Genomic DNA, 25,465 nt, shown 5'->3' with positions numbered 1-25,465 from the left:
GCATTATTTTTTAATACCTAAACAACAAATGAAAAACCACTCAGCAAAAAAAGAACTTATGTTACTGCCCATCCTTTTGGTGGTTATTATTATGTGTGTTGCAGGGCATTTCTTGCTGCAGGCTAATTTTCAAGACAGCCATTTGGTTGAGTATTTGTTAGCTGCAATCCCATTTGCTATGTTTGGCTTAGTAATAGTAGCTTTTAAAATGGCCGCCAAAAGTGAACAACAAGAGCAGGAATAAAAGACTTAACTTTTAGCTATAATACATGATAACCAAACCAGTCAGGTTTAATTGTTTGTGCTTGACCACTTGGGGTTAGTTTAATATTAAGCTGGCTATCGAGTAAATCTATAGCAAAGCAATCATCAACATCATGTAAATCATCTTTATGTAGATGGCTCAGCCCTGCGAGTAAATCATTTTTAGCACGCTGTTTTGCTTCTTCACTACTGCAGGCAACATACAAAGCAAAGTCGTGTTGCTCTGCTAGTGAGTCGCTTCTGTAAGCACCTAAGTTAACAAAATAAAGCTGCTTATTTTGCTCTACATAACCATCAACTACCTCAACTTTATAACCATCAATGTGATTAACCGCCATGTAGCTATCCATGTGTACGCTATTTTTGTCGCCTACCCACTGACTTTTAAGCTTGCTATAAGTTTGCTCAATGTTTTGGCCTACCACAAAACGTACATCGTGCATTTCTATGTGGCAGCCTTGAATACGTCCACCTAAATACACCATAAATAACTGCATGCTCACTTCCTTTTTTAAAACTAAATTAAATTAAACTATCTACGTCAATTTCATGCTTTTTAATCAGCTTATAAAAATCAGAACGATTACGCTTGGCAAGCTTGGCACCTTCGGCCACATTACCCCCTGCCATTTTCAGGGTATTGATAACGTAATCTCGCTCAAACTCTTTTTTAGCGTCGTTAAGCGAAAGTGGCTCAACGTTATTTTCATTGCTATTTAACGCACTAAGCACTAAATGTTCAGATATAACGTCACTTGGTGTTAAGGCAACCACCTGCTCCACCACATTTTGTAATTGACGAATATTACCAGGCCAATCATATCTTACCAGTGCATGCATGGCATCGTTTGCAAAACGTTTTTCTTTTTGTTCCATACGTTTTGCAATATTGGCGCTAAAAAAGTTAGCTAATAAGCTAATATCTTCACGGCGCTCTCGCAGCGGAGGAAGTTTGAGGTTTACTACGTTTAAACGATAATATAAATCTTCTCTAAACTCTTGATTGCTAATAGCTTCAGGCAGGTTTTTATGGGTCGCTGAAACAATTCGCACATTAATGGGAATTTCTTCTTGAAAACCGACTGGGCGAATGGTTTTTTCTTGCAGCACGCGTAATAACTTAACTTGTAAATTTAGCGGCATATCCCCAATTTCATCTAAAAATAAGGTCCCCCCTTGCGCTTGCTGAAACAGGCCTTGGTGATCTTTTACCGCCCCTGTAAATGCGCCTTTTTTGTGACCAAATAACTCCGACTCTAATAACTCACCAGGGACTGCACCACAGTTAATAGCCACAAACGGGCCATCATTAACATGGCTGTGCTGATGAATTGCCTGTGCGAGCAGTTCTTTACCTGTACCACTGGCACCAGAGATAAGTACATTTACCTGAGTAGGACCTAGTAATTTAACTTGCTCTAGCAAATGCAACATAGCGCCACTGCGAGTAACAATATTGCTTTGCGGAGTAATATCATCATTATTCACTCCATGTATTTCTATAGCTTTTGCTAAGCTATCGAATAGCTCGTCTTTATCAACTGGCTTAGTAATAAAGGCAAATATGCCTTGCTTAGTCGCCTCTACCGCATCAGGAATTGAACCATGAGCCGTCATCATAATTACAGGTAGTGCTGGGTAGCGGCTTTGCAATTGTCGGTGCAGTGCCATTCCATCCATTTCATCCATTCTTAAATCGGTGATCACCGCATCAAATACTTGGCTTTTGAGTAGTTGTAAGGCGTTCATGCCACTATCACAGGTTGTTACTTCATAACCTTTTGATTGAATTCGAATTGCCAGTAACTGCAGCAAGCTGGCATCGTCATCAACGAGTAAAACTTTAGCGCTTGATGGAAGTGTGACTGACATAGCTACTGCTCCTTGGTTTCTTCACGTAATAAAAGTTGCTGTTCAATTGCAGCTAATGACGATAAGGTTTTTTGCATTTCAGCGTTTAATGCTTGCTGTTGTTTTTTTGCATTTATTTGCATTAATACCTGCTGTTTTTGCAGCCATAAATAGTGCTTTATATCATCTGGCCAATAGTACGCCTGATCTAGCTTAAGTAATTGACTCATAACAGTATCAGGGTCGCGACTAAGGTTAACGCATGCAGTATTAAAAAATGCCTTCAGTGCTTGCTCCCCTAAGTAAGCTTTATTGTTAGGCGTTAATTTAAAGCCACCACACTGATGGGCATGCCATGCAATCACTTGCGCTGCGGGCGGATACATAAGAGCTACTTTTGGCCGCGGCTTTGGATTGGGCTGGTTGCTTTTATTATCGGGCTGAGTTTGAGCTATTAACTCAGGTTTAGCTGGTGTTTGAGTGTTGGTTAATTCACACCCAGATAAAAAAACGAGACTGCTGGTTAGCCATAAAATAGCCATTAAACGCGCAGACATATTATTTAACTCCTTTATTTTTATAGGGAATGACAATGTTAAATCGACAACCTTGCGGCTCATTATGCTCAATAGTTAACTTCCCCTGTAACTGCTCAACCGACTCTTTGACTATGGTAAGGCCTAATCCACTGCCTTGCAGACTAATCTCTTTACTGTGTTTACCTTGATAAAAAGCGCCAAAAACGTGCTCTTTTTCATGTTCTTTAATACCACAGCCCTCATCAGCGACCTGTATAATTAAGCCATTACTTTCTAAACTTAAGCTAATTGACACTTCTTGGTTTGACTGTGAAAACTTTAAACCATTAGAGATTAACTGAATTAAAATCATTTCAATTAATTCTCGCGGTAACTTCAGTGCAACTGTCGGTAAGCTATTGTGCCAAAGAAGCGACTGCTCTCGGGCATTTAACCTATGTTCAAAGTGATTATTTACTTTTTTAATCAGCTGGTTAAATTCCACTTCACTAACATTATCTTTACTGGTTCGAATGGCGTTATAACTTAATAAACTGTCTATCATAGTGCGTAATCGCACCATAGATTGACTGATCAATCCAAGCACCGCTTTTTGCTCATTATTAATTGGCCCAACAATTTCATCGGCTAATAATTCAGTGCCCTCAACCATAGAGGCCAAAGGCGTTTTTAATTCGTGAGTAACATGGCGTAAAAACGTATCTTTTTGCTGCTCTAGCATATGCAATTGCGCTTGCACCCACTGCAACTTGTTACCTAGTTCAATGAGTTCAGCTGATCCCTGCACTGATATTTTTTGCTGCCAATCTCCTTGGCCTAATTTATCAATAACAGAGGTTAAGCCCTTTAAACGGCCACTTATACGCCATAAAAACCCACCGCCAACAAGTAAGGTTAAAGGCGTAAGTGCCACTAACCAGTGTATAAAGGAGGCTTGTAAATTTGTCAGTTTAACTTGGTTTTGAGTGATTTTGGCTTCATTGTTTTCGCGCAGCCATACCGTTAGCTCTGCCAGTATTTCACTAATTGGCACAAACAATTCTGCTTGCTGACGAGCTTCAACCACCAGTTTGGTATGCGCTGTTTTTAGCGTATCTGTTAACCGTTGCCATTGTTGAGTATTTTTTTGGTTGCTAGAAAGCTGTTTAAGCTCATTTATATTATCCAGCGATGACTGCCATTTATCCACGATAAGCTCATCGAGTGAATCGCTTTTTAAAACCCAGTTTTGCCTTGTTGCCCTTTCTAAACTGTTGAGCTCTTGCTTAAGTGCATTAAATGACTTAGTCACTTGGTAGTTATTACTGACAATTTGCTGCGTGACCGCTAATTGTTTATTTAGTACATTTAAAAAAACAATAACTACAATAGACAAAGGCAATAGTGACAACAGCATGCTCATTATAAACTGGCCAATCAAATTAGGACGCCAATTTACCAATGCTTTATATTTTTCAGCCATGATTGCAGGCATACACTAATCCTTTACTACTTTTAAGCGCTCTATTATTAAGCGCTCAACTTATACACTCGCTGAACCAAGTACTTATTTGAGAATAAAATTGCCATAACGTCTCTAAATTGCGACAAGTTAAACACTTGATTTAAAAACAATAAAAAAACCTAACTGAGAAAATGTTGCATAAAACACACAACCGTCGGTAAATATTACCCATTAAAAACACAGAATAAATTTAACCATATGATTTTTAATGAAAATAAAAACTGGCACCATAATTGTAATACGCTTATAAATATTAATTTTTAAAGGCCAAGGAATGACTAAAGGTTATCTAAAATCTACTGTATTAATAGCGTTATGTTTCACAAGTAGTCATTTATTTGCGCTTGATGTGAACACAGCATTTTACAGCTTAGATAAGGACAGCAACGGCACATTAAGTGAAGCGGAAGCTGGCGAAGATGCATTACTGCATGAGAATTTTGCACAAATAGATAAAAATGAAGACGGACAATTATCGTTCGATGAATTTAAACAGTTTGTAAAATAAAGGAGTATATTTATGAAACAATTGATTGGTGCTTTTTCACTGCTATTTTTAGCTATTAGTGCAACGGCATTGGCATCGTCGTTAAACGTACGTTTTATGCATTTAGATAAAAATATGGACGGCCAAATATCGCTCACAGAAGCAAAACAAGATAAACAGTTACTCAAGCAGTTTACTGATTTAGACAAAGACAATAACGAGATGATTTCTAAAAAAGAGTTCGAAAACTTTAAACCTTAAGTTTAGATTCAAGTTAAGTTTTATATTATAGAGTTAAAAGCATTTGCCATAATCCCTGAGGGAGTGTGTAAACGGATTTAATGTTGGGAGTTAAATTATGGCAAGTGCTTTCTTTCAATACTGCCAGCAATTAAAATACACCTTGGAACGCCAACTATGAGAATACTGCTTCCTTTTATTGGTGCTTTACTTTTTATCAGCCAAAGTGCATTCGCACTTGATGTAAAGCAACGCTTTGAGCATTTAGATACAAATAATGACGGGTATTTAACCCATAGCGAGCTTGCTGCTCAGCCTCAGCTATTAAACTCATTCTCAAATTGGGATGAAAATCAAGATAACAGAATTTCTTTAACTGAGTTTAAAAACTACCTAACCAATAACCTGTACTGAGTATTTAGATGAAACCTATCCACTATATTATTTTACTAACACTCACTGTTTTTAGCTGTATGAGTTTTGCGACAAGCAGCTATATTGACGAAAAGTTTGAAAAACTTGACCGCAATCAGGATGGCTTTTTGACTCGCTCTGAAACCGCCAGTGATCCTGCTTTGTGGTCACGCTTTAGCAGTTACGACCGTGATAAAGACACACAATTGTCATTAAGCGAATACAGTTTGTACGCCAGTAAATAAATAGCCCCCTCAAGTAAAGCTTGGTTAAGTTTCTCAAGCTTGAGAAAGTTAAACCTCTCCTTGTTAACCCACAGCCTATTTACCCTTAACTTGTTACTTGCTCTAGCTAAAAGCTGGGCTTATTCGACTATTAATAAATTATGCTATTGGTATTCTAAATTTGAGTTTGCTACTGTGATAGTACAAAAAATAACAACATGTCTCTTATGCAACTGAAAAAACTAATAAAACCGATATTGCTAGTAAGCCTTTGCGGCTTATCTAGCGTGGCAATAGCACAAACTAAAGTCATTTATAATGCCAATGGCTACTCACCTTTGTATAAAGGAAAAATGCGCCATGGCGAAGTAAACACATTTACAACCTTAGTCATAAAAGATGGCAAAGTAGTTAAAACCGGTCCAGACAACTTAAAAAATAGCTTTCCCGGCGCAACCCTAATTGACGCAGAAGGTAAAACTTTACTCCCAGGGCTCATTGATGCGCATGGACATGTCATCGGACTGGGTAATAACTTGTCGCAACTTGATGTGCGCGGTGCTAAGTCGGTAGATGAAATAACCGCTAAGCTCAGCGAATTTGCTAAAGATAAAGAAGGTTGGATCATTGGTCGGGGCTGGAATCAAGAACTATGGTCAAACACCCGCTTTCCTACAGCCGCTGATTTAGACAAAGTCGTTAACGATCGCCCTGTTATTTTATCGCGAGTAGATAGCCACGCTATTTGGGTTAATTCAAAAGCATTAGAACTTGCCAATATTAACGCTGATACATTATCGCCTACGGGTGGAGAAATTATAAAAGATGAGTTTGGTAAACCCACCGGTATTTTTATTGATAAAGCAGAAACCTTGGTTACCCAGCATATGCCTGCAACGTCTGCACAATCGGTCAGTAATGCATTAGATGCCGCAGGTAAACACTTACTAAGCCTAGGCATTACCTCAACTCATGATGCAGGTATTGATAAAACCACTTGGCAAGTTTATAAACAACGCGCCGAGCTAGGTACGTTGCCGCTTAGAATTGTAGCGATGTTAAGTGCAGCAAGCCCAGATTTAAACATGATGCTTAAAGCGGGTCGCTATCAAGATGCACACGACTTTTTATCTATTCGCAGTGTGAAAATTTATGCCGATGGCGCATTAGGGTCTCGCGGTGCTGCGCTTATCGATGAATACGCTGATAGAGCCAACCACTTTGGCCTGATGCTTGAAACCCAAGAAAAATTAGAGCAATTATTTACACTCACCTTTAAAAACGGGTTTAGCGCAAATACCCACGCCATTGGCGATAGAGCCAATAAAATTGTGCTCGATGCTTATCAAAATGTATTTAAGCAAACCGGTGGCATACTGCTGCGTAACCGCATGGAACATGCGCAAATAGTTTCTCCCGCAGACATTCCACGCTTTAAAACCCTGAAAATAATCCCATCAATGCAACCGGTGCACGCCACATCAGACATGCATATGGCAGAGCAACGCTTAACTGATAAACAACTTCAAGGCGCTTATGCTTGGCAAACGTTCTTGGATCAGGGATCGACTATTGCAGCCGGTTCTGATTATCCCGTAGAGCTGGCGAACCCGTTTGATGGTTTATATTCAGCTATCACCCGCATGGATCATAATCAACTGCCTGAAAACGGTTGGCGTGCCAGTGAAGTATTAAGCAGAGAAGATGCATTACGTGCATTTACCCTTGGTGGCGCCTATGCAGCGCATCAAGAGTTTAAAGTAGGTAGTTTAGAGCAAGGTAAGTGGGCTGACTTTATACTGGTTGATCAAGACTATTTTAAAGTACCTATTGAGCAGCTTTACAAAACTCAGGTATTGCAAACGTGGATAGCGGGTAAGTTACGTTACCAAAAAGACGCAGCGAAGGCTGAGTAAAAAAACATAAAAAAGGTGAAAATTTACTAAAGTAATCAAAAGTTGTGTCGATAAAATAAGAACTTATAGTAATTATTATGTTTCAGGATGAACACATGTTTTCAAAAAAAATACCTCTAGTTTTATCGGCACTTTTCACCATATCACTTTCAGCATGTTCTACACACCCAATTTACAACGGTCATTCAGGTCATGACAATGTTAGCAATAATCACTCTTATAACAATCGGTATGCCAGAAATTACCAACCTCGAGTTAATAATTGGCAATTCCCTGAAAATAACTTTCGCCCTGTTAATAGTAGTAAGTTATTAAGTGATTACACTGAACAGCTAGCCATGAAGTTAATTCAAAATATGAATTATGTTAACAGTCGAACTCCTATCGCGGTTACCTCGTTTGTAAATTTAGATGACAACCTTCAAACAACTAATATTTTTGGTAACCACCTAGCTGAAAGTTTTATAACCGAAATGCAAGAATTTGGTTTATCTATCGTTGACTACAAACACACTGGAGATGTTCATGTCACACCTTTAGGAGACTTTTCATTTAGTCGTAATGGTAAAGAAATTAAAGGTTACCCACATATCGACTACACTTTAACGGGAACTCTAACATACACTAACAAAGGCGTTATTGTGAATGCTCGTATAATAGGAGCTAAATCTAAGATAGTTGTATCAACAGCCAAAGGATTTATCCCTAGCTTTATTGTTGAGTCTTTATATCCAACTCGAAGAGTTGATGGAATTATATTAGACGAAATTCAATAAAACAAAAAGGGTTAACTTAAAAGTTAAACCCTTTTTTGTATCAGCTTTAGACTGACGATATAACTTAATAATGTGATAAATATTGACCAGAGCTAATAAGCCATTAGTAAATGCCACCGGTACAGAACCGATTGCTGCACCGTAAAAAGTAAACGCAATACAGCCCAATAAATTAAACCAACGTAGTTTGGTTACATCGGTCATGGTCAAGGATATAACTAATAAAGCGGATGCTAAATAACCTAAATATTCCCAACTCAATTGTTCTCTCCTAGGCTTTAGGTTAATATTACTAGCTAAACTTTAGTACATTATTAAAATATGCTGCACAGCAGTTTAAATAAAAAAGCTAACTTACCAATAAAACCTTAAAATATGCTGGTTTTACCCACAATTTTTTAATCATTACACGGTAGAATGAAGGCCATTTAACGCCATTAAATAAATAACAACGTGGGCAAGTTAGCGTAAATTCTTAATCTTAATGCTATCGTCATTAAGGTGTAATAAATAGGACAATTGTCCGAAGAGCATGATTGATGTTTCAATACCATTTTTCCAGTTACCTTGTTGAACAGCTGCTGACATTTGCCGGCAGTAGTTATCAGCAATCAAAAAAAGAAATATTAATACAGCAAGACCAACCACTCACTAAGTTGGTATTGGTGCGAAGTGGTACTGTATCGTTTAGTTATGATGTGGGGAATGGCCGACGCCTGCTTCTTGGTCAGCTCGACTGTAACAACACCTTAATTGGTGAAATTGAAGCACTGAATAATAACCCGTGCATTTACACGGTAACCTGCTTCAGTGATGTAACGTATAATCTTATTGAGCTAAAGCATTGGCGCTCATTATTGCTCGATAAACCAGAACTGAGTCTTTACACAGCGCAAACCATTGCCGCTAAGTTCCAAGAAAATCAAAAGATTAACTTAGATAAACTGTTACTTCCCTTAAGCTACAACATTGCTAAAGATTGCTTATTACGTGCGGAGAATAACAACCCCACTTTATTGCGTGCTTATCCTACGGTAAATGCAGAAGCAGAGCGCTTTGCAACCACTGAACGTGCATACCGACGGGTAGTGAGTGAGTTAGTAGAAAAAAACCTAGTGCAACGAAGCACTCAAGGGCTGCAAGCTGTCGATATTCCTAAACTCAGTGACTATGTAGACAGCTTTGCACAGCTTTAAAGACAATAAAAAAGGCCATTAAGGCCTTTTTTATTGAGCAAAATCACGTTTATTTTTCAAGTAAAATATCGTGGATTTTAGCTAAATCAGATTTACCTTCAATAATTTCATCCGGCGTTAACCCTGATAATTCATGCGGGAATACTAACCATTCTTCAGATTCATGAATGTAGTAATCAGGCACTGTATCAACTTTTGAATTTTTTGGCTTGTAGTATGGACAAGCAATACGAATATCACGTGGTAAGTTTAAACGCATTAGCTCAGAAAGCTTCTCTTTTAACGCTACAATGCTACGACCTGAGTCAAACACATCATCCACAATTAACAATGAATCACCCGCATTCGCGTTTTCAACAATGTAGTGTAAACCATGTACTTTGATTTCTTTTGATTGCTTGCCAATACCGTAATAAGACGACGTACGCACCGCAATATGATCGGTTTCTATACCTTTGTAATCATAATATTCTTGAACTGCAATCCCAATTGGAGCACCACCGCGCCATATACCAATAATAAAATCTGGACGAAAGCCATCTTTATACACTTGTGCCGCTACGCGGAATGAATCTTCAAGTAATTGTTGAGCCGTGATATAGCACTTTTCTGACATAGTAAGGATCCCAGTGGTATGTATAATATTTGAGCGAGGTTTAAATGAAATAGATGCCCAAACACGTATTGGCGAAGGATTTTACCGTAAATAAAACAAAATTGCTTGTATGGCGGATAAAAAATAGGCACCCTAAGATACCTATTTTTTAACTAATTGCTTAATCTTGGTTGATTAAGCCTTTTCAAGCAAGGTACGCGCGACTGTACGCATACCTTGAGTAGTTGCGCCTGAAGCCCACTGGCTAGTGCCGCCACCCATATTAAATGCAGCCGCTAAATCAATATGTACCCAACCTTTACCATCGTTTGGCACAAAGCGAGATAAGAAACCTGCTGCATTTGAAGCACCACCATAGCCACCGCCTTTTTGTGCACGGCTGTTTGCTGTATCTGCATACGGTGATGGGCAGTTTTGTTGATGCCACTTTTCAAGCGGTAATGGCCAAGCGGCTTCCATTTCTTGTGATGCAAAGTCTTCTACTTCACGCACTAGCTCTTTATCAAGGGCAAATAACGCGTTGTATTCTTGACCAACGGCAACAAGGGCTGCGCCCGTTAATGTTGCTGCATCAATAATAAGTGGTGCGCCTGTCTCACCTGCCGCCATTAGGCCATCAGCTAATACTAAACGGCCTTCAGCATCTGTGTTTACAATTTCAACGGTTGTGCCATTTTTGTAGGTAAGAATATCACCTAGTTTGTATGCATGGCCGGAAATTAAGTTCTCTGCACAACATAAAAACAGCTTAATACGCTTTTCTACGCCACGATTAATGGCCAGCGCTAAACCTGCAGTTACCGTTGCAGCTCCACCCATGTCGCACTTCATGCCTAACATGCCTTCGCTAGATTTAATTGAGTAACCACCTGAGTCAAATGTAATACCTTTACCTACAAGTGCTGCGCTTACTGGTGCGTTATCATCGCCAGTTGGGTTGTAATCAAGCTCAAGTAATACAGGTGGGCGTTCACTACCACGACCTACAGCATGAATACCAATCCATTGCTGCTCTAATAGCGCATCGCCTTTTATTATTTGGTAACTAACATGCTCTGGTGCCAGTGATTGAATAAATTCAGCTGCTTTTTCTGCTAGGCTCTCTGGGTAAATGTCATCGGCGGTGCCGTTAACCATTTCACGTGCCCACGTTGCTGAAGCTTTTAAATCAGCAAGTTCTTTTAAATCAGATTGTGCATTATCAACAAACTCAACACCGTGCAGTACTTTTGGTGATACAAAGCCTTGGTAAAATGCCCATTGACTCTCTGTACACCAAACATCGCCTTCAAGCACAACACTTTTAATGCCTTGGCTTGCAATAGTACGACCTGCTTTTTGCACGTTTTTTAATGTTTCTTGCTCAGATAAATGAACCGTTGCGCCGTGTTCGTTAAAAGATAGTGACGCATTTTCGCCCCAGTGTCCTGGTGCCGACTGCTCGCTTAATTGAACAACAAATTTTTCACTCATGTTAGAATATCCTTGCACTTAAATGTATGGTTGAGTTTACTATAGCGCGCCTAAGTTCCCAACAGCTTGCGGTAAATAACCTTAAATAGTCCGCAAAGTCTTATTTTACTTAACCTGAATTCTGGTTATATAAGGAAGTCATTAATGAAGTACACCCCACCATTACAATCTGCTACGTTATTAAAACGTTACAAACGCTTTTTAGCTGATTTAGAGCTCAGTGATGGCAGCACTTTTACCGCTCACTGTGCTAATACGGGGAAAATGACGGGCTGTGCTGACTCTGGTTTTAATGCCTTTTATTCCACCAGCAGTAACACCAAACGAAAGTACCCACAGTCTTTAGAGCTGACGCAAAATAACTTATCACAGCTTATTTGTGTAAATACAGCCGTTGCTAATAAAGTAGTAGAAGAGGCGATTAATGCTGAAGTAATTAAAGAGCTGACAGGCTATCAGCAAGTCCAAAGTGAAGTGAAATATGGCAGTGAAAACAGTCGCATCGACTTTTTACTTACCCACAGCAGTAACGCCAATTGCTATGTTGAAGTTAAATCAGTCACGCTGCTGAGTGAAGAGCATCCACAAAGCGGCCAAGGTTACTTCCCAGACGCGCAAACAGTTCGTGGGCAAAAGCATATTCGTGAATTAATCGAAATGGTAAAACAAGGGCATCGTGCGGTATTACTATTTGCGGTGCTACATCAAGGGATCACACAAGTGAGTGCGGCGGCGCATATAGATTCAACCTATGCACAATTACTAAGCGAAGCGATTGAGCAAGGCGTAGAAGTATTAGCTTATAAAGCCCATATTTCTGCCAGTGAGGTAACTTTAGTTGAGAAAGTGGCGTTTGTTGAGTAAAAAGAGCGCATTTAAGCGTTGGTATTTCGCCACGCCCAAAAAATACTTAACCAAAAAGTAAAAATAAGTTGTTTTTATTGTTATTGCCCATATAACTACGCCAGTTTATAAACCAATACTGTGATAACAAAGTATAAGTAGTGCTTTTACTACTTTTATATCGCCAAACAGGGTTAAGCTAATTCGATTATTTAAAAATAAATTTGCCTAGGGTATGAGTTTCTGTTATTTATACCGCCGGCTAATGCTGAGGCATTAAATTAAGGATTTAGGAGAGAGTTATGCCAGACCAAAAAAGACATGGTTTATTGGCTCAAGCCGGTTTAGAACCATACCAAGAAAAACCGGGTGAAGAGTACATGAATGATGCACAACGTGCTCATTTTAAAACAATTTTAGAAACTTGGCGTAATGATTTACGTAACGAAGTTGATCGTACAAAATCACACATGCAAGACGAAGCAGCTAACTTTCCTGATCCCGTTGACCGCGCAGCACAAGAAGAAGAGTTCTCATTAGAGCTTCGTACTCGTGACCGCGAACGTAAGTTGATTAAGAAAATTGAAAAAACAATTATATTAATTAAAGAAGACGAATTTGGCTTTTGTGAGTCTTGTGGCATTGAAATTGGCATTCGCCGCTTAGAAGCGCGCCCTACTGCTGATCTATGTGTAGACTGTAAAACACTTGCTGAAATCAAAGAAAAGCAATCTGGACGCGGCTAATTAAGTATAGCCATGTCTTCTACAGCCGTTACTGCGCAAGTACCTAACTATCGCGGCCGATTTGCACCGTCCCCTTCCGGACCGTTACATTTTGGCTCACTTGTGGCGGCTGTAGGTAGCTACCTAGATGCAAAAGCAAACCAAGGAAAATGGTTAGTTCGCATCGAAGACATAGACACCACTCGCGTTGTAAAAGGCGCCGCCACCGATATCCTAAATACCTTAGACGCCTACAACCTCAATTGGGATGAAAACGTTGTGTACCAAACACAGCGTCTTACTATCTACCAAGATGCCGTGCACTCTTTATCACAGCAACAGCTTGTGTATGCCTGCCAATGCTCCCGTAAGCAAATAAAAGCCCTCGGCGGCATTTATCAAGGGCAGTGTAAACACAGTCAACTAAATGGACAGGGGCATGCCCTGCGCTTAAGCCAATGCCATGCAACTGTTGATTATAACGACCTTATTCAAGGGCATATTGACGTTGACCCTGCCCTCGCTCATGAAGATTACATAATAAAACGCAGCGACGGTTTATTTGCCTATCAACTGGTGGTGGTTATTGATGACATTGAGCAAGGGATTAATCGTATTGTACGAGGCGCTGATTTAATTGAACCGACTGCGCGTCAAATCAGTTTATTTAAACAACTTAATTGCCCTATTCCAGAATTTGCTCATTTACCTTTAGCGGTAGCAAAACCAGGATTTAAACTCTCTAAGCAAAATTATGCCCCTGCAATTTGCAAACAAAATCCAAAACCTACTTTAATAGCTGTATTTAAATTTTTAGGCCTGCCAATACATGAGCAATTAATGGATTTAACCTGCGAACAATTACTCGCTTGGGGCGTGGCACATTTTAACCTAAGCCTTGTTCCTGCTAAGCGCGAAATACAGATTTAACCTCCCATTACGTATTACGTGTAATTAATTCAAATAAAATCGTTAAAAATGGCTTAATTTCAGTGCTGCAACTTAATTTTTTTACCTTGCTGGTATATGATAGCCGCCTAAATATATGCTAATTACATTAAACGGTAAAAATAACGCTTTAAGCGAATACTTGCTGTGATTTTGATTGCAATGGCGAGCAAATCAACCGCTTCTCTAGGAGACAGACTATTATTTCCAAGCTTTTTCAATTTTGTCGACAAATTATCGGCCCAAGTGCCAATAACGAAAATGTCGCAATCAGTAGTGAGCCGTTAGTGATCCCTAGAGGTGAGCATGGTATTTCTCGCAAACAATTTAGCCCAAATGCAATCAAAGTACTCTACCGCCTGAAAGATGGTGGCTATGATGCTTACTTAGTTGGTGGTTGCATTCGCGATGTATTGTTAGGTCAACAACCTAAAGATTTTGATGTTGTAACCAATGCCACCCCTGAGCAAGTAAAAAAACTGTTTCGTAACTGTCGCTTAATTGGTCGCCGCTTTCGTTTAGCGCACATTGTTTTTGGCCGTGAGATTATTGAAGTGGCAACAATGCGCGGCCATCACGAAGCACAAGAAGATAAAAATCAAATTAGTCAGTCAAGTGAACACGGGCAACTTCTTCGCGATAACGTATTTGGTAGCATTGAAGAAGATGCAGAACGCCGTGATTTTTCAATCAACGCTTTGTACTACTCAATTAATGATTTTTGTGTTTACGATTACGCAAATGGCTTAGCCGCTATCAAAGCAAAACAAATTGAGTTGATTGGCGATCCTGAAACACGCTACCGTGAAGATCCGGTACGTATGCTTCGCGCAGTGCGCTTTGCTACCAAGTTAGATATGCAAATAGCGCCATCAAGCGAAAAACCGATTACCGAATTAGCAAGCTTGCTTGATAATATTCCGCCAGCGCGGTTATTTGAAGAAATACTCAAGCTATTTTTAAACGGCAAAGCACAGCAAAACTTTATAATGCTGCGTCAGTACGGTTTATTTAAATCGTTATTTCCTGAGCTAGACCGCATTTTAGATAAAAACCCAGGCGGACTTGAAGAAACCTTCATAAAGCAAATGTTTGCCAACACTGATATCCGTATTAATGCTGATAAAAAAGTCACTCCTGCATTCGTATTTGCAGCGTTACTGTGGTTCCCGCTAATTGAACGTACTGAAAAAATTAGACGCCAAGAGCAACTATCTGAATACGATGCATTTGCTCAGGCAATTAATAAAGTACTGAGTGAGAATGCCCAACACATTGCCGTGCCAAAACGCTTTACGTTAGGTGCTCGTGATATTTGGCATATTCAACAGCGCTTAGATAAACGTGCTGGCCAACGTGCCTACCGCTTAACACAGCAGCCACGCTTTAAAGCCGCTTATGATTTTTTACTATTGCGTGTTGATGCTGGTGAAACTGAGCATACAGAACTGGCACAGTGGTGGACACAATACTTAGGCCAAGATATTAATGGCCAAAAAGAAATGGTGCGAGAGCTTGGTCATCAAGGCGGTCCAAAACCACGTAAGCGACCTCGCCGTCGTACTACTAAAAAGCCAGCTGAGTAAATAATGCAACGTGTCTACTTGGGGTTAGGTGCAAACCTTAACAGCCCTAAAAAACAACTTGATAACGCTGTTATTGCACTTAAAAGCTTGCCAAACAGCGAATTTATAGCCTGCTCGCATTATTATGCGAGCAAGCCTATGGGACCACAAGATCAACCTGATTATGTGAATGCGGTCGCCTGTATCAACACTTCACTTGAGCCAGAGCAACTACTTGATTTAACCCAAGCCATAGAGCTGGAACATGGTCGAGTTAGAAAGGCTGAGCGCTGGGGCGCACGCACACTGGATATTGATATTTTATTATTTGGTGAACACATTTTAAATACCGAACGTTTAACCGTACCTCATTATGGATTAACTGAGCGAGAATTTGTTGTTTACCCATTGCAAGAAATTGCACCGGAACTGATTTTACCTAGCGGCGCATCTATCCAACAGATAGCAAATACTTTACCGCTTAACGACTTACAACAATTACCACGGTAATTAATTAAGGCCATTGTCTGCGAGAATATTATGTCTAAAATAACCGTTTCAACTTTGAATAAAATGAAGGCTGAAAGTAATAAAATCACTGCGTTAACAGCTTACGATGCTAGTTTTGCTAAGTTATTTCATGATAACGGCGTTGATGTTGTTTTAGTTGGTGATTCTTTGGGTATGGTATTACAAGGTGGCGATGATACCTTAGCGGTTACAAACCAAGAAATTGCCTACCATACTCGCTGTGTGCGCGCAGGAAGCCGTGATTTATTTGTTATTGCTGATTTACCATTTATGACCTACGCAAACCCAAATGATGCGTGTAAAAATGCTGCAGAGCTGATGCGCGCGGGTGCTAATATGGTCAAACTTGAAGGCGGTGAATGGCTGCATGACAGCATTAAATCACTCACCCAACAAGGTATCCCGGTATGTGGCCATTTGGGGCTTACACCGCAATCAGTGCATGTATTCGGTGGTTTTAAAATCCAAGGCCGTGAAGAAGCTCAAGCACAAAAAATTATTGCCGATGCAAAAGCATTAGAAGCGGCAGGCGCACAACTACTGGTGCTTGAATGTATTCCAAGTGCCTTAGCAAAACGCGTTACTGAGTCATTGAGTATTCCTACAATCGGGATTGGTGCCGGTAATGTAACCGATGGCCAAATTTTGGTTATGCACGATTTAGTGGGTATTTCTGCAGGTTACATTCCTAAATTTTCAAAAAACTTTTTACTCGAAACAGGCAATATGCCTGCTGCGGTTAAAAAGTATTGTAACGATGTCAAAAGCGGCGTATTCCCAAGCGCTGAACACGAGTTTAAATAATGCAGTCAATCACTGAAATTAAATCATTACGCAGTCAAATTAGAGCCTGGCGCCAAGCCGGTTTAAGCGTCGCATTTGTACCTACTATGGGCAATTTGCATCGTGGTCATTTTTCACTGGTAGAAAAAGCAAAAACACTGGCCGATAAAGTCGTCGTCAGTATTTTTGTTAACCCAATGCAATTTGGCGCTAACGAAGATTTAGACAGTTACCCGCGCACCTTGGATGCTGATAAACAAGGTTTAGCCGATCTTGAAACAGATATTTTATTTATTCCCAGTGTAGAAACTATTTACCCTAATGGGTTAGGTGCACAAAGCTTTGTTGATGTACCTGGTATTTCAATGGGATATTGTGGCGGTTCACGCCCAGGTCACTTTAAAGGCGTAGCGACTGTTGTTACTAAGCTATTTAATTTAGTACAGCCTGATTACGCTTGTTTTGGTGAAAAAGATTTTCAGCAGCTACAAGTGGTTAAAACCATGGCCACTGATTTATCAATACCAGTAGAAATTATTGGCGTACCTACCATGCGTGAAGTTAGCGGCCTCGCTATGAGCTCGCGTAATGGGTATTTATCAGCTGATGAAAAACACACCGCTCCCGCTTTATTTAACACCTTAAAACACTGTGCTCAGCAACTTAAAAGCGGTAATAAAGACTTTGCCACACTGGAAAATGAAGCGAAGAGTGCATTAGAAAACGCAGGTCTAAAACCAGATTATTTTTCGATAGCTCAACGAGATACATTAAAAGCTGCTACACTCGAAGATACACGATTTGTAATTTTAGCTGCCGCCTTTTTAGGTAGTGTTAGATTAATCGACAACCTACAAGTTGAAGTTTAATCTTGGTAGCTACACTTTAAGGACAAGCATGAAAACTTTTATAAAAACTAGCTGTGTGGCTTTTTCGTTTGCAGTTCTCGCTGGCTGTCAGAGCCAGGCGGGTAATCCGGCACTTAATCAATGTGCTCAACAAAGTTATCAATGTGAAACCAGCTGCGAGCAGCAAACAACGACCGATAGTCTTAAATCGCAAGTTTGCTCATCAAAGTGTATTGAGGCGTACAATCAATGCAAAGTACAAGCTGAAAACTTAGGTAAAGCTGACTAATAGCAATCGTCGGCATAAATTGTAAAACAAAAAAACCGCTCAATGAGCGGTTTTTTATTAATTGCTTCAGTTGCTTATTTCAAGCCTAGCTTTTTCAGTTCTAATTCAACTAACTTTGCAGAAAGAGGTACATACCCATCTTTTTCTACAATTTTTTGACCTTCTTGAGAAAGTACCATCTTTAAGAACTCAGCTTCAACTGGGCCAAGTGGCTTATTTGGGTGTTTATTTACATAAACATATAAGAAACGTGACAGTGGGTATTTACCTTGCGCTACGTTTTCAAGCGTGGCATCAACAAAGTTAGTGCCTTTTTTCGATAACGGAACAGTACGTACACCCGATGTTTTATAACCAATACCAGAGTAACCAATCGCATTTAATGACGCTGAAATTGATTGTACAACAGAAGCTGAACCCGGTTGCTCGTTCACGTTATTACGAAAATCGCCTTTACATAACGCTTTCTTTTTAAAGTAACCGTAAGTACCTGATACTGAGTTACGTCCGTATAATTGCACGTCTTTTGCAGCCCAATCACCTTCTAGACCAACATCACTCCAGCGATTTACTTGCTCTGGTGCACCACATTTACGAGTTGATGAGAAAATAGCATCGATTTGATCAATGCGTAGTCCTTCGATTGGGTTATCTTTGTGTACAAATACGGCCAACGCATCAATTGCTACACGCACTTGTGTTGGTTTGTAGCCATGACGCTTTTCAAATGCTTCAATCTCTTTTGACTTCATTGCACGGCTCATTGGACCTAAGTTAGCCGTACCTTCAGTTAGTGCTGGTGGCGCAGTAGACGAACCTGCCGCTTGAATTTGAATATTTACATTTGGGTAAATACGTTTATATTCTTCAGCCCAAAAGGTCATCATGTTGGCTAATGTGTCAGACCCTACCGATGAAAAGTTACCTGATACACCGCTAATTTTTTGATACTCAGGAATACCGTCTTCTAATGCAACCGCTTGTGCAGATACAAATGTTGTAACAGCCACACCCATTGCGGCAACTAAGTTTTTAAATTTCATTTTGGGGTTCTCCAGTTTGTTCGTCCCATTTCCTAACTGCGGTTCACTCTAAAGTGAGTACATGACAATGGTGTGACTCTTAAATGACACTTTTATGACCACTCTAATTACGCCACTGATGGCGCAATTGCGATAAGTCTATCGCTTGAGAATGCGAAAGAAAAACAGGAACCTTTACCCAGTTCACTGTGGATTTTTAATTGACTACCATGGCGAGTAAGTACATGTTTAGTAATTGCCAAACCAAGTCCAGAGCCACCTGTAGTACGACTTCTGGCTTTATCTACTCGATAAAAACGCTCAGTTAAGCGGTTAATATGTTCAGGTGCAATACCATCACCATTATCGGTAACACTAAAACATGCTTGTTGGTTGTTGCGCTGCCAAAGCACCTCTATTTTACCGCCTGGTTTAGTATAATGAATGGCATTAAATACTAAATTTGAAAATGCACTTCTAAGTTCATCCTCAGCACCGGTAATATCAAGTGATGTATCAATATTAAAAGTAAGTTGATGGCCTTTGTCTTGATTAATAGATTTCGCTTCTGTTTCAATTAACTTTAATAATCGTGGCACATTCACCGCTTTGTCATTACTGTGTTGCTTTGCTCCTTCGATGCGCGATAACGACAACAACTGATTGACTAAGCTATCCATACGCTTGCATTGCTCTAGCATAGTAGTTTGTGCTTTATTCCACATTGCAGGCGGGGGCAGTGAATCACTATCGAGCATTTCAAGGTAGCCGGTAACAACCGTTAAAGGTGTTCTGAGCTCATGAGAGACGTTTGCTACAAAGTCTTTACGCATTTGCTCAAGTTGCTTTAAGCGAGTGACATCGCGTACCACTACCAACAACTGTGTATTGGCATAGGGCATCACCCTAAATTCAAGAACTTGCTCAACACTGTGGCCACTTTCAAGCTCCAATGCATCGCTAAACTCTTTACGGCGCATATATTTAGCAAATTTAGGATCGCGAATTAAGTTATCTAAGCGCTGACCATGATCAACCGGCCACTGTAACCCTAGCACTTTGAGTGCAAGCTGATTACACCACACAATTGATAAATCGTTTTGTAGTACAACAACGGCATCAGGTACGGCCTCAGCGCCGTCGCGAAAACGCCGTATCAGTTCTGCCAACTCATTACGCTTTTTACGATTGCGGTGTTGCAGCTGATAAATACCTTCAAATACTTGCTCCCACGACCCTTCCCCTTCAGGCGGGTTAAAGCTGCGTTGATTATGCAGCCAGTCACTTAAGCGATAAAGCTGATGGTAATGCCACATAAGTAGCGAAAAAGCGCCCAAAAACAACATCAAAAATGGGGCACCAATAAGCACCCCAATTAAAAGCAAAGGTATAAAATAGACAAACAGCCGTTTGGTTAACGCCTGCTTGTTAATAACTCGATACATACACGCTCTTTACCTTATAAACGCTAGCAGAAGTTTGACTGTGCTAGGTTAATAGATTGTGACTTACGAAGTAAACTTATAATTTACTCGAAAAGCGATAACCAGCACCGCGAACTGTTTGTACTAAGCGGTCGTGTCCAAGGGTTGCAATTGCTTTACGCAGGCGACGAATATGAACATCTACAGTTCTATCTTCAACATAGACGTTAGTACCCCATACATGATCAAGTAATTGCTCTCGGCTATATACACGCTCTGGATGGGTCATAAAAAAGTGTAACAGTCGAAATTCCGTTGGTCCCATATCAAGCTCACTGCCACCTGATGTCACACGATGCGAAATAGGATCTAAACGCAAACCATGTACTTCAATGGCCTCTTCAAGTGAGGTAGGAGCAACACGACGAATAACTGCTTTAATACGCGCCATTAACTCTTTAGGTGAAAACGGCTTAGTAACGTAATCATCAGCACCGACCTCTAAACCGCGTATTTTATCTTCTTCTTCGCCGCGGGCTGTCAGCATAATGATAGGAATTTGGCGTGTGTGTTCATTTTGTTTGAATTTTTTAGCGATTTGAATTCCACTACCGCCAGGTAGCATCCAATCAAGTAACACCATATCTGGATAAGGTTCAACCATTGCAGATATTGCAGAATCATAATCTTCTGCCTCAATGGCTTGAAACCCATTTTGTTCTAAAACAAAAACCAACATTTCCCTGATAGGTGCTTCGTCATCAACGACTAATACTTTACGTGACATTCCAATTTATCTCTTAGGCTATTGAGTAGGTTTCATTATTATGACTAAGTATGACATTTTTATTAAAGTGTAACGTGGAAATCAAAATGAGCGTAAAAAAAACACAAAATAGTGACAAAAAATTAAATATGTCATCTTTGTATCATCATAAGCTGTAAATAATAAAGCGGTTTGAGGTGTTAATCGCTTAATAATTGCGCGTAGTTTTAATATTATTTATGAGATCATCAAATTACTAAGCGACGAGTTTTAACAGCTATATTTTTAGTCTGATCATAAAAGCTGACTGTGCCACGACACTATTTAGATCAGCTTTATTAAGATCTTAAATATCAGGATCAGAGTTTTATCAAGCAGATCCCTTTACGGATCACTATTTTACCCACTACTAAAGCTAAACCAATGATTTTTTGTATAATTTTCATTCTATCATTGCGCTTTACGATGCCTAAATGAGTAAAACATGCCCATTTTAGCGCTTTAGTTAGTAAAGTAATGATCCCAGATATGACCAGTTAGTAATCGAGTGATCCCAAATTAATAACTAGGTAAAATACTGATCCCCCACAGATCAAAAAAGCCAGTGCATAGGCAACTGGCTTTTATAATGAGTGCGAGAGTATCGCTATTATTGGCTCACTATTTTATTTTTGGGTTTAGCTCACCGCTTAAGTATTTAAGGTGCATTTCATCCAATGAAATTGGCTTAATTTTACTTGCTTGACCTGCAGTACCAAACGCTTCGTAACGGGCAATACAAATGTCAGTCATTGCTTGCGTTGCAGCGGCTAAGAACTTACGTGGGTCGAAGTTAGACGGGTTCATTGCTAAATGACGACGGATTGCACCGGTAGACGCTAAACGTAAGTCAGTATCAATGTTTACTTTACGCACACCGTATTTAATACCTTCAACAATTTGCTCAACTGGCACGCCGTAAGTTTCTGGGATCTCACCACCGTATTGGTTGATCACCTCTAACCACTCTTGTGGTACTGAAGACGAACCATGCATTACTAAATGCGTGTTTGGTATACGCGCATGAATTTCTTTAATACGATCAATTGCTAAAATGTCGTCGGTTGGTGGACGAGTAAATTTGTAGGCACCGTGTGATGTACCACAAGCAATAGCCAGCGCATCAACATGGGTTTTATTTACAAAGTCTGCCGCTTCTTCTGGATTTGTTAGCATTTGCTCAGTGGTAAGTTTACCCTCAGCGCCAACACCATCTTCTTCACCCGCTTCACCAGTTTCAAGTGAACCTAATACACCTAGCTCACCCTCTACAGATACGCCACACGCATGCGCCATTTCAACTGTTTTACGTGTTACATCAACGTTGTAATCATAGCTTGAAGGTGTTTTACCATCGCTCATTAATGAGCCATCCATCATTACTGATGAAAATCCTAGCTGAATTGAACGCTGACATACACCCGGTGATGTACCGTGATCCTGATGCATAACCACTGGAATATGTGGCCATTCTTCAACTGCCGCTAAAATCATATGACGAATAAAAGGTGCACCGGCATACGCACGTGCGCCCGCAGAACCTTGCACAATAACAGGGCTGTTTGTTTTATCAGCCGCTTCCATAATTGCACGCATTTGCTCTTGGTTATTTACATTAAACGCGGGTACACCGTAACCATGCTCTGCGGCATGATCAAGAAGTTGTCGCATACTGATTAAAGCCATTGGGTATTCTCCAATTTATCGGTAGTTATTTTACTACCTAGTTTGAACGGATTTGTTAGTTTGGCGCAATCACTGCGCCATGAATTAAAAGGCAAATGGCCTAAAATTCATATTATTAACGACTAAATAAAAGTGAGAGGTATTTACTCGTTAATTGTAGCAGATGTGGGATAAGCACATCTGCTTTACGGCTAGCTAATACCCAAAGGTATTATTTAGCGCGTGATTCTAGCATTGCAACTGCAGGTAATTTTTTGCCTTCTAAAAACTCTAAGAACGCACCACCACCTGTAGAGATATACGATACTTTATCACTAATGCCGTACTTATCAATTGCCGCTAGGGTGTCACCACCGCCTGCAATAGAAAATGCGTTCGAATCAGCAATCGCTTTTGCAATGGCACGTGTACCATTACCAAATTGATCAAACTCAAACACACCCACTGGGCCATTCCATACAACCGTGCCCGCATTAGCAATAATTTTTGCAAGTTGATTTGCGGTATCGGGGCCAATATCAAAAATCATATCGTCGCTGGTGACTTCACTTACATCTTTAAGTGTTGCTACAGCTGACTCTGAAAACTCATTACCTACAACAACGTCTGTGGGTACCGGTATTTCGCCATCGTTAGCTTTCGCCGCAGCGCATAAACGATTTGCTTCATCCATTAAATCAGCTTCATAAAGTGACTTACCTACAGGATGGCCAGCAGCAGCAATAAAGGTATTGGCAATACCACCACCGGTAACCAGCTGATCAACAATTTTAGACAATGAATCAAGTACCGTTAATTTAGTGGATACTTTAGAGCCACCCACAATTGCCACTAACGGACGAGCGGGGTTATCAAGTGCTTTACCTAATGCTTCTAGTTCAGCCGATAATAATGGACCGGCACACGCGACATCAGCAAACAAACCCACACCATGGGTTGACGCTTGAGCGCGATGCGCAGTACCAAAGGCATCCATTACGTAAACGTCACATAATGCAGCTAATTGCTTTGATAAGGCTTCGTCGTCTTTTTTCTCGCCTTTATTAAAACGCACGTTTTCAAAAACAACCACTTCGTTATCTGCAACATCAACGCCGTTTAAGTAATCTTTTTCTAGGCGAACAGTTTGCTCAAGTGCATCATTTAAGTAATCAACAACGGGTGCTAATGAAAACTCGTCTTCGTATTGCCCTTCCGTAGGACGGCCTAGGTGTGACATAACCATCACTTTCGCGCCTTTTTCTAACGCAAGTTTGATAGTAGGTAGTGCTGCACGAATACGTGCGTCTGACGTCACTTTACCTGCTTTAACGGGTACATTTAAATCTTCACGAATTAATACACGCTTGCCGTTTAAATCTAAATCTGCCATTTTTATGACCGACATGAACATCTCCTTAGTTAACGATACTAAACCAATAAATACGTTTTAAATATTACTTAAATGCCATCATAGCACGAGCGGTATCAAGCATGCGATTCGCAAACCCCCACTCGTTATCACACCAAACTAGTAATTTTATCAGCCGTTTATGACTAACACGTGTCTGTGTGCCATCAATAATACAAGAATGGGGATCGTGGTTAAAATCAACCGATACCAGCGGCTCTTCGGTGTAACTTAAAATACCTTCAAGCCTGTCTTTAGCTTGTGCTTTAAGCGCACTATTAACCGCGTTTAAATCAACATCGGTATTTACCGTGACACTTAAATCCATGGCAGTCACATTAATGGTCGGTACACGAACGGCAATGGCCTCAAAACGACCTTTAAATTTAGGTAAAATACGGTCGATACCACGGGCTAATTTTGTGTCTACCGGAATAATAGATTGGCTAGCGGCACGAGTTCGGCGTAAATCATGGTGATACGCATCAATCACTTGCTGATCGTTCATTGACGCATGAATCGTTGTAATGGCGCCAGATTCAATACCAAAGGCATCATCGAGTACTTTAATAACAGGAACAACGCAGTTGGTGGTACACGAACCATTAGAGACAATAGTATGCTCGTTTTTCAGCTCATCGTCGTTTATGCCATACACAATGGTCGCATCTACATCATTATCAGCAGGATGGGAAAACAACACTTTTTTAGCGCCTGCGGCAATATGTAACTGCGCGTGCTCACGTGAGTGGTACACGCCTGTACATTCAAGTACCACGTCAACATCTAGCGTTTGCCATGGTAATTCAACTGGGTTTTCTTCACAAAATAATGCAATGGTATCATCAGCAACGCTGATAGTGTCTTCACCTAGTTTAACTGGGAAGGTAAAGCGACCATGAGAGGTGTCGTATTTTAATAAATGGGCAATAGCTTCAGGGTCGGCTAATTCGTTAATCGCAACAATTTTAATCTCGTCGCTTAAGCCTGATTCGTATAGTGCGCGGACAATATTTCGACCAATACGACCAAAACCATTAATTGCAAGTTTGATTGCCATGAAAGATAAAATCCACTCTAGTTACGTACAGAGAAAGGCAGCGTCG

At 40.2% G+C, this 25,465-nt stretch carries 29 protein-coding genes; 16 read left to right on the top strand and 13 right to left on the bottom strand.

The window, feature by feature from the left end:
* The first annotated feature begins 28 nt into the window (after positions 1-28).
* A complete protein-coding gene (locus P20439_RS04360) occupies positions 29-244 on the top strand; it encodes a hypothetical protein (RefSeq protein WP_036932905.1) in 216 nt (71 codons plus the stop codon).
* 16 nt (positions 245-260) lie between these two features.
* Here P20439_RS04360 and P20439_RS04355 read toward each other — a convergent pair whose 3' ends face one another.
* Genes P20439_RS04355 through P20439_RS04340 form a run of 4 tightly spaced genes read right to left on the bottom strand, consistent with a single transcriptional unit; the run spans position 261 to position 4,128 of the window.
* Positions 261-761, bottom strand: coding sequence for a DUF1543 domain-containing protein (locus P20439_RS04355; protein ID WP_008111141.1), 501 nt, complete (start codon positions 759-761; stop codon positions 261-263).
* 25 nt (positions 762-786) lie between these two features.
* The gene (locus P20439_RS04350; protein WP_008111143.1) at positions 787-2,136 is read right to left on the bottom strand and encodes a sigma 54-interacting transcriptional regulator; all 1,350 of its coding nucleotides are present in this window, start codon (positions 2,134-2,136) and stop codon (positions 787-789) included.
* 2 nt (positions 2,137-2,138) lie between these two features.
* A complete protein-coding gene (locus P20439_RS04345; RefSeq protein WP_008111145.1) occupies positions 2,139-2,672 on the bottom strand; it encodes a hypothetical protein in 534 nt (177 codons plus the stop codon).
* 1 nt (position 2,673) lies between these two features.
* Complete coding sequence (locus tag P20439_RS04340; protein WP_008111146.1) at positions 2,674-4,128, bottom strand: HAMP domain-containing sensor histidine kinase; 1,455 nt, start codon at positions 4,126-4,128, stop codon at positions 2,674-2,676.
* Between the two features lie 304 nt (positions 4,129-4,432).
* Here P20439_RS04340 and P20439_RS04335 point away from each other — a divergent pair, with 304 nt between their 5' ends.
* The 6 genes from P20439_RS04335 (at position 4,433) to P20439_RS04310 (ending at position 8,215) form a co-directional block, all read left to right on the top strand.
* Positions 4,433-4,666 (top strand): EF-hand domain-containing protein, encoded by a 234-nt coding sequence (locus P20439_RS04335; RefSeq protein WP_008111148.1) that lies wholly within the window; start codon positions 4,433-4,435, stop codon positions 4,664-4,666.
* Positions 4,667-4,678: 12 nt separating this feature from the next.
* Positions 4,679-4,906 (top strand): hypothetical protein, encoded by a 228-nt coding sequence (locus tag P20439_RS04330; protein WP_008111149.1) that lies wholly within the window; start codon positions 4,679-4,681, stop codon positions 4,904-4,906.
* 156 nt (positions 4,907-5,062) lie between these two features.
* On the top strand, positions 5,063-5,299 hold the full coding sequence (locus P20439_RS04325) for an EF-hand domain-containing protein (protein ID WP_008111150.1): 237 nt from the start codon (positions 5,063-5,065) through the stop codon (positions 5,297-5,299).
* Positions 5,300-5,307: 8 nt separating this feature from the next.
* The gene (locus P20439_RS04320; RefSeq protein ID WP_008111151.1) at positions 5,308-5,544 is read left to right on the top strand and encodes a hypothetical protein; all 237 of its coding nucleotides are present in this window, start codon (positions 5,308-5,310) and stop codon (positions 5,542-5,544) included.
* Positions 5,545-5,750: 206 nt separating this feature from the next.
* On the top strand, positions 5,751-7,439 hold the full coding sequence (locus P20439_RS04315) for an amidohydrolase (protein WP_008111152.1): 1,689 nt from the start codon (positions 5,751-5,753) through the stop codon (positions 7,437-7,439).
* Positions 7,440-7,534: 95 nt separating this feature from the next.
* Entirely contained in the window at positions 7,535-8,215 is a 681-nt protein-coding gene (locus P20439_RS04310) for a FlgO family outer membrane protein (RefSeq protein WP_008111153.1), read from the top strand.
* Here P20439_RS04310 and P20439_RS04305 read toward each other — a convergent pair.
* Complete coding sequence (locus P20439_RS04305) at positions 8,198-8,476, bottom strand: YgjV family protein (RefSeq protein ID WP_008464856.1); 279 nt, start codon at positions 8,474-8,476, stop codon at positions 8,198-8,200. The genes P20439_RS04310 and P20439_RS04305 overlap by 18 nt on opposite strands.
* A gap of 278 nt (positions 8,477-8,754) precedes the next feature.
* On the opposite strand from P20439_RS04305, the gene P20439_RS04300 reads away from it, so the two are divergent.
* On the top strand, positions 8,755-9,411 hold the full coding sequence (locus tag P20439_RS04300; protein ID WP_008111159.1) for a Crp/Fnr family transcriptional regulator: 657 nt from the start codon (positions 8,755-8,757) through the stop codon (positions 9,409-9,411).
* A 49-nt stretch (positions 9,412-9,460) separates the two neighbouring features.
* On the opposite strand, the gene P20439_RS04295 is transcribed toward P20439_RS04300, so the two are convergent.
* A complete protein-coding gene (locus P20439_RS04295) occupies positions 9,461-10,027 on the bottom strand; it encodes a phosphoribosyltransferase (protein WP_008111161.1) in 567 nt (188 codons plus the stop codon).
* Between the two features lie 174 nt (positions 10,028-10,201).
* A complete protein-coding gene (gene pepB, locus P20439_RS04290) occupies positions 10,202-11,500 on the bottom strand; it encodes an aminopeptidase PepB (protein ID WP_008464854.1) in 1,299 nt (432 codons plus the stop codon).
* Positions 11,501-11,644: 144 nt separating this feature from the next.
* Here pepB and sfsA point away from each other — a divergent pair, with 144 nt between their 5' ends.
* From sfsA to P20439_RS04250, 8 genes are all read left to right on the top strand, one after another.
* Positions 11,645-12,364: a DNA/RNA nuclease SfsA gene (sfsA, locus tag P20439_RS04285; protein ID WP_008111168.1), complete on the top strand. Its 720-nt coding sequence runs from the start codon at positions 11,645-11,647 to the stop codon at positions 12,362-12,364.
* Positions 12,365-12,645: 281 nt separating this feature from the next.
* A complete protein-coding gene (gene dksA / locus P20439_RS04280) occupies positions 12,646-13,089 on the top strand; it encodes an RNA polymerase-binding protein DksA (protein WP_008111170.1) in 444 nt (147 codons plus the stop codon).
* A 12-nt stretch (positions 13,090-13,101) separates the two neighbouring features.
* The gene (gene gluQRS / locus P20439_RS04275; protein ID WP_008111172.1) at positions 13,102-13,998 is read left to right on the top strand and encodes a tRNA glutamyl-Q(34) synthetase GluQRS; all 897 of its coding nucleotides are present in this window, start codon (positions 13,102-13,104) and stop codon (positions 13,996-13,998) included.
* A gap of 305 nt (positions 13,999-14,303) precedes the next feature.
* On the top strand, positions 14,304-15,602 hold the full coding sequence (gene pcnB / locus P20439_RS04270) for a polynucleotide adenylyltransferase PcnB (protein ID WP_008111177.1): 1,299 nt from the start codon (positions 14,304-14,306) through the stop codon (positions 15,600-15,602).
* A 3-nt stretch (positions 15,603-15,605) separates the two neighbouring features.
* A complete protein-coding gene (gene folK / locus P20439_RS04265) occupies positions 15,606-16,091 on the top strand; it encodes a 2-amino-4-hydroxy-6-hydroxymethyldihydropteridine diphosphokinase (protein WP_008111179.1) in 486 nt (161 codons plus the stop codon).
* A 30-nt stretch (positions 16,092-16,121) separates the two neighbouring features.
* The gene (gene panB, locus P20439_RS04260; protein WP_008111181.1) at positions 16,122-16,916 is read left to right on the top strand and encodes a 3-methyl-2-oxobutanoate hydroxymethyltransferase; all 795 of its coding nucleotides are present in this window, start codon (positions 16,122-16,124) and stop codon (positions 16,914-16,916) included.
* Entirely contained in the window at positions 16,916-17,764 is an 849-nt protein-coding gene (panC, locus tag P20439_RS04255) for a pantoate--beta-alanine ligase (RefSeq protein ID WP_008111183.1), read from the top strand. The genes panB and panC overlap by 1 nt, the downstream gene beginning before the upstream one ends.
* A 28-nt stretch (positions 17,765-17,792) precedes the next feature.
* A complete protein-coding gene (locus tag P20439_RS04250; protein ID WP_008111185.1) occupies positions 17,793-18,032 on the top strand; it encodes a hypothetical protein in 240 nt (79 codons plus the stop codon).
* Positions 18,033-18,106: 74 nt separating this feature from the next.
* On the opposite strand, the gene P20439_RS04245 is transcribed toward P20439_RS04250, so the two are convergent.
* The 6 genes from P20439_RS04245 to epd all read right to left on the bottom strand — a co-directional run bounded on the left by P20439_RS04245 (position 18,107) and on the right by epd (position 25,419).
* Positions 18,107-19,075 (bottom strand): PstS family phosphate ABC transporter substrate-binding protein, encoded by a 969-nt coding sequence (locus P20439_RS04245; protein WP_008111191.1) that lies wholly within the window; start codon positions 19,073-19,075, stop codon positions 18,107-18,109.
* Positions 19,076-19,182: 107 nt separating this feature from the next.
* A complete protein-coding gene (gene phoR, locus P20439_RS04240; RefSeq protein ID WP_008111193.1) occupies positions 19,183-20,499 on the bottom strand; it encodes a phosphate regulon sensor histidine kinase PhoR in 1,317 nt (438 codons plus the stop codon).
* A gap of 76 nt (positions 20,500-20,575) precedes the next feature.
* Positions 20,576-21,265, bottom strand: a complete 690-nt coding sequence (gene phoB, locus P20439_RS04235) for a phosphate regulon transcriptional regulator PhoB (protein ID WP_008111196.1) — start codon at positions 21,263-21,265, stop codon at positions 20,576-20,578.
* Between the two features lie 639 nt (positions 21,266-21,904).
* A complete protein-coding gene (gene fba, locus P20439_RS04230) occupies positions 21,905-22,969 on the bottom strand; it encodes a class II fructose-bisphosphate aldolase (protein ID WP_008111197.1) in 1,065 nt (354 codons plus the stop codon).
* Between the two features lie 211 nt (positions 22,970-23,180).
* On the bottom strand, positions 23,181-24,356 hold the full coding sequence (locus tag P20439_RS04225) for a phosphoglycerate kinase (protein ID WP_008111199.1): 1,176 nt from the start codon (positions 24,354-24,356) through the stop codon (positions 23,181-23,183).
* A gap of 49 nt (positions 24,357-24,405) precedes the next feature.
* Positions 24,406-25,419, bottom strand: a complete 1,014-nt coding sequence (gene epd, locus P20439_RS04220; protein ID WP_008111201.1) for an erythrose-4-phosphate dehydrogenase — start codon at positions 25,417-25,419, stop codon at positions 24,406-24,408.
* Positions 25,420-25,465: the final 46 nt, after the last annotated feature.

The sequence above is a fragment of the Pseudoalteromonas sp. BSi20439 genome (assembly GCF_000241165.1).
GTDB lineage: Bacteria > Pseudomonadota > Gammaproteobacteria > Enterobacterales > Alteromonadaceae > Pseudoalteromonas.
This window is presented reverse-complemented; position numbering and strand designations above follow the sequence as displayed.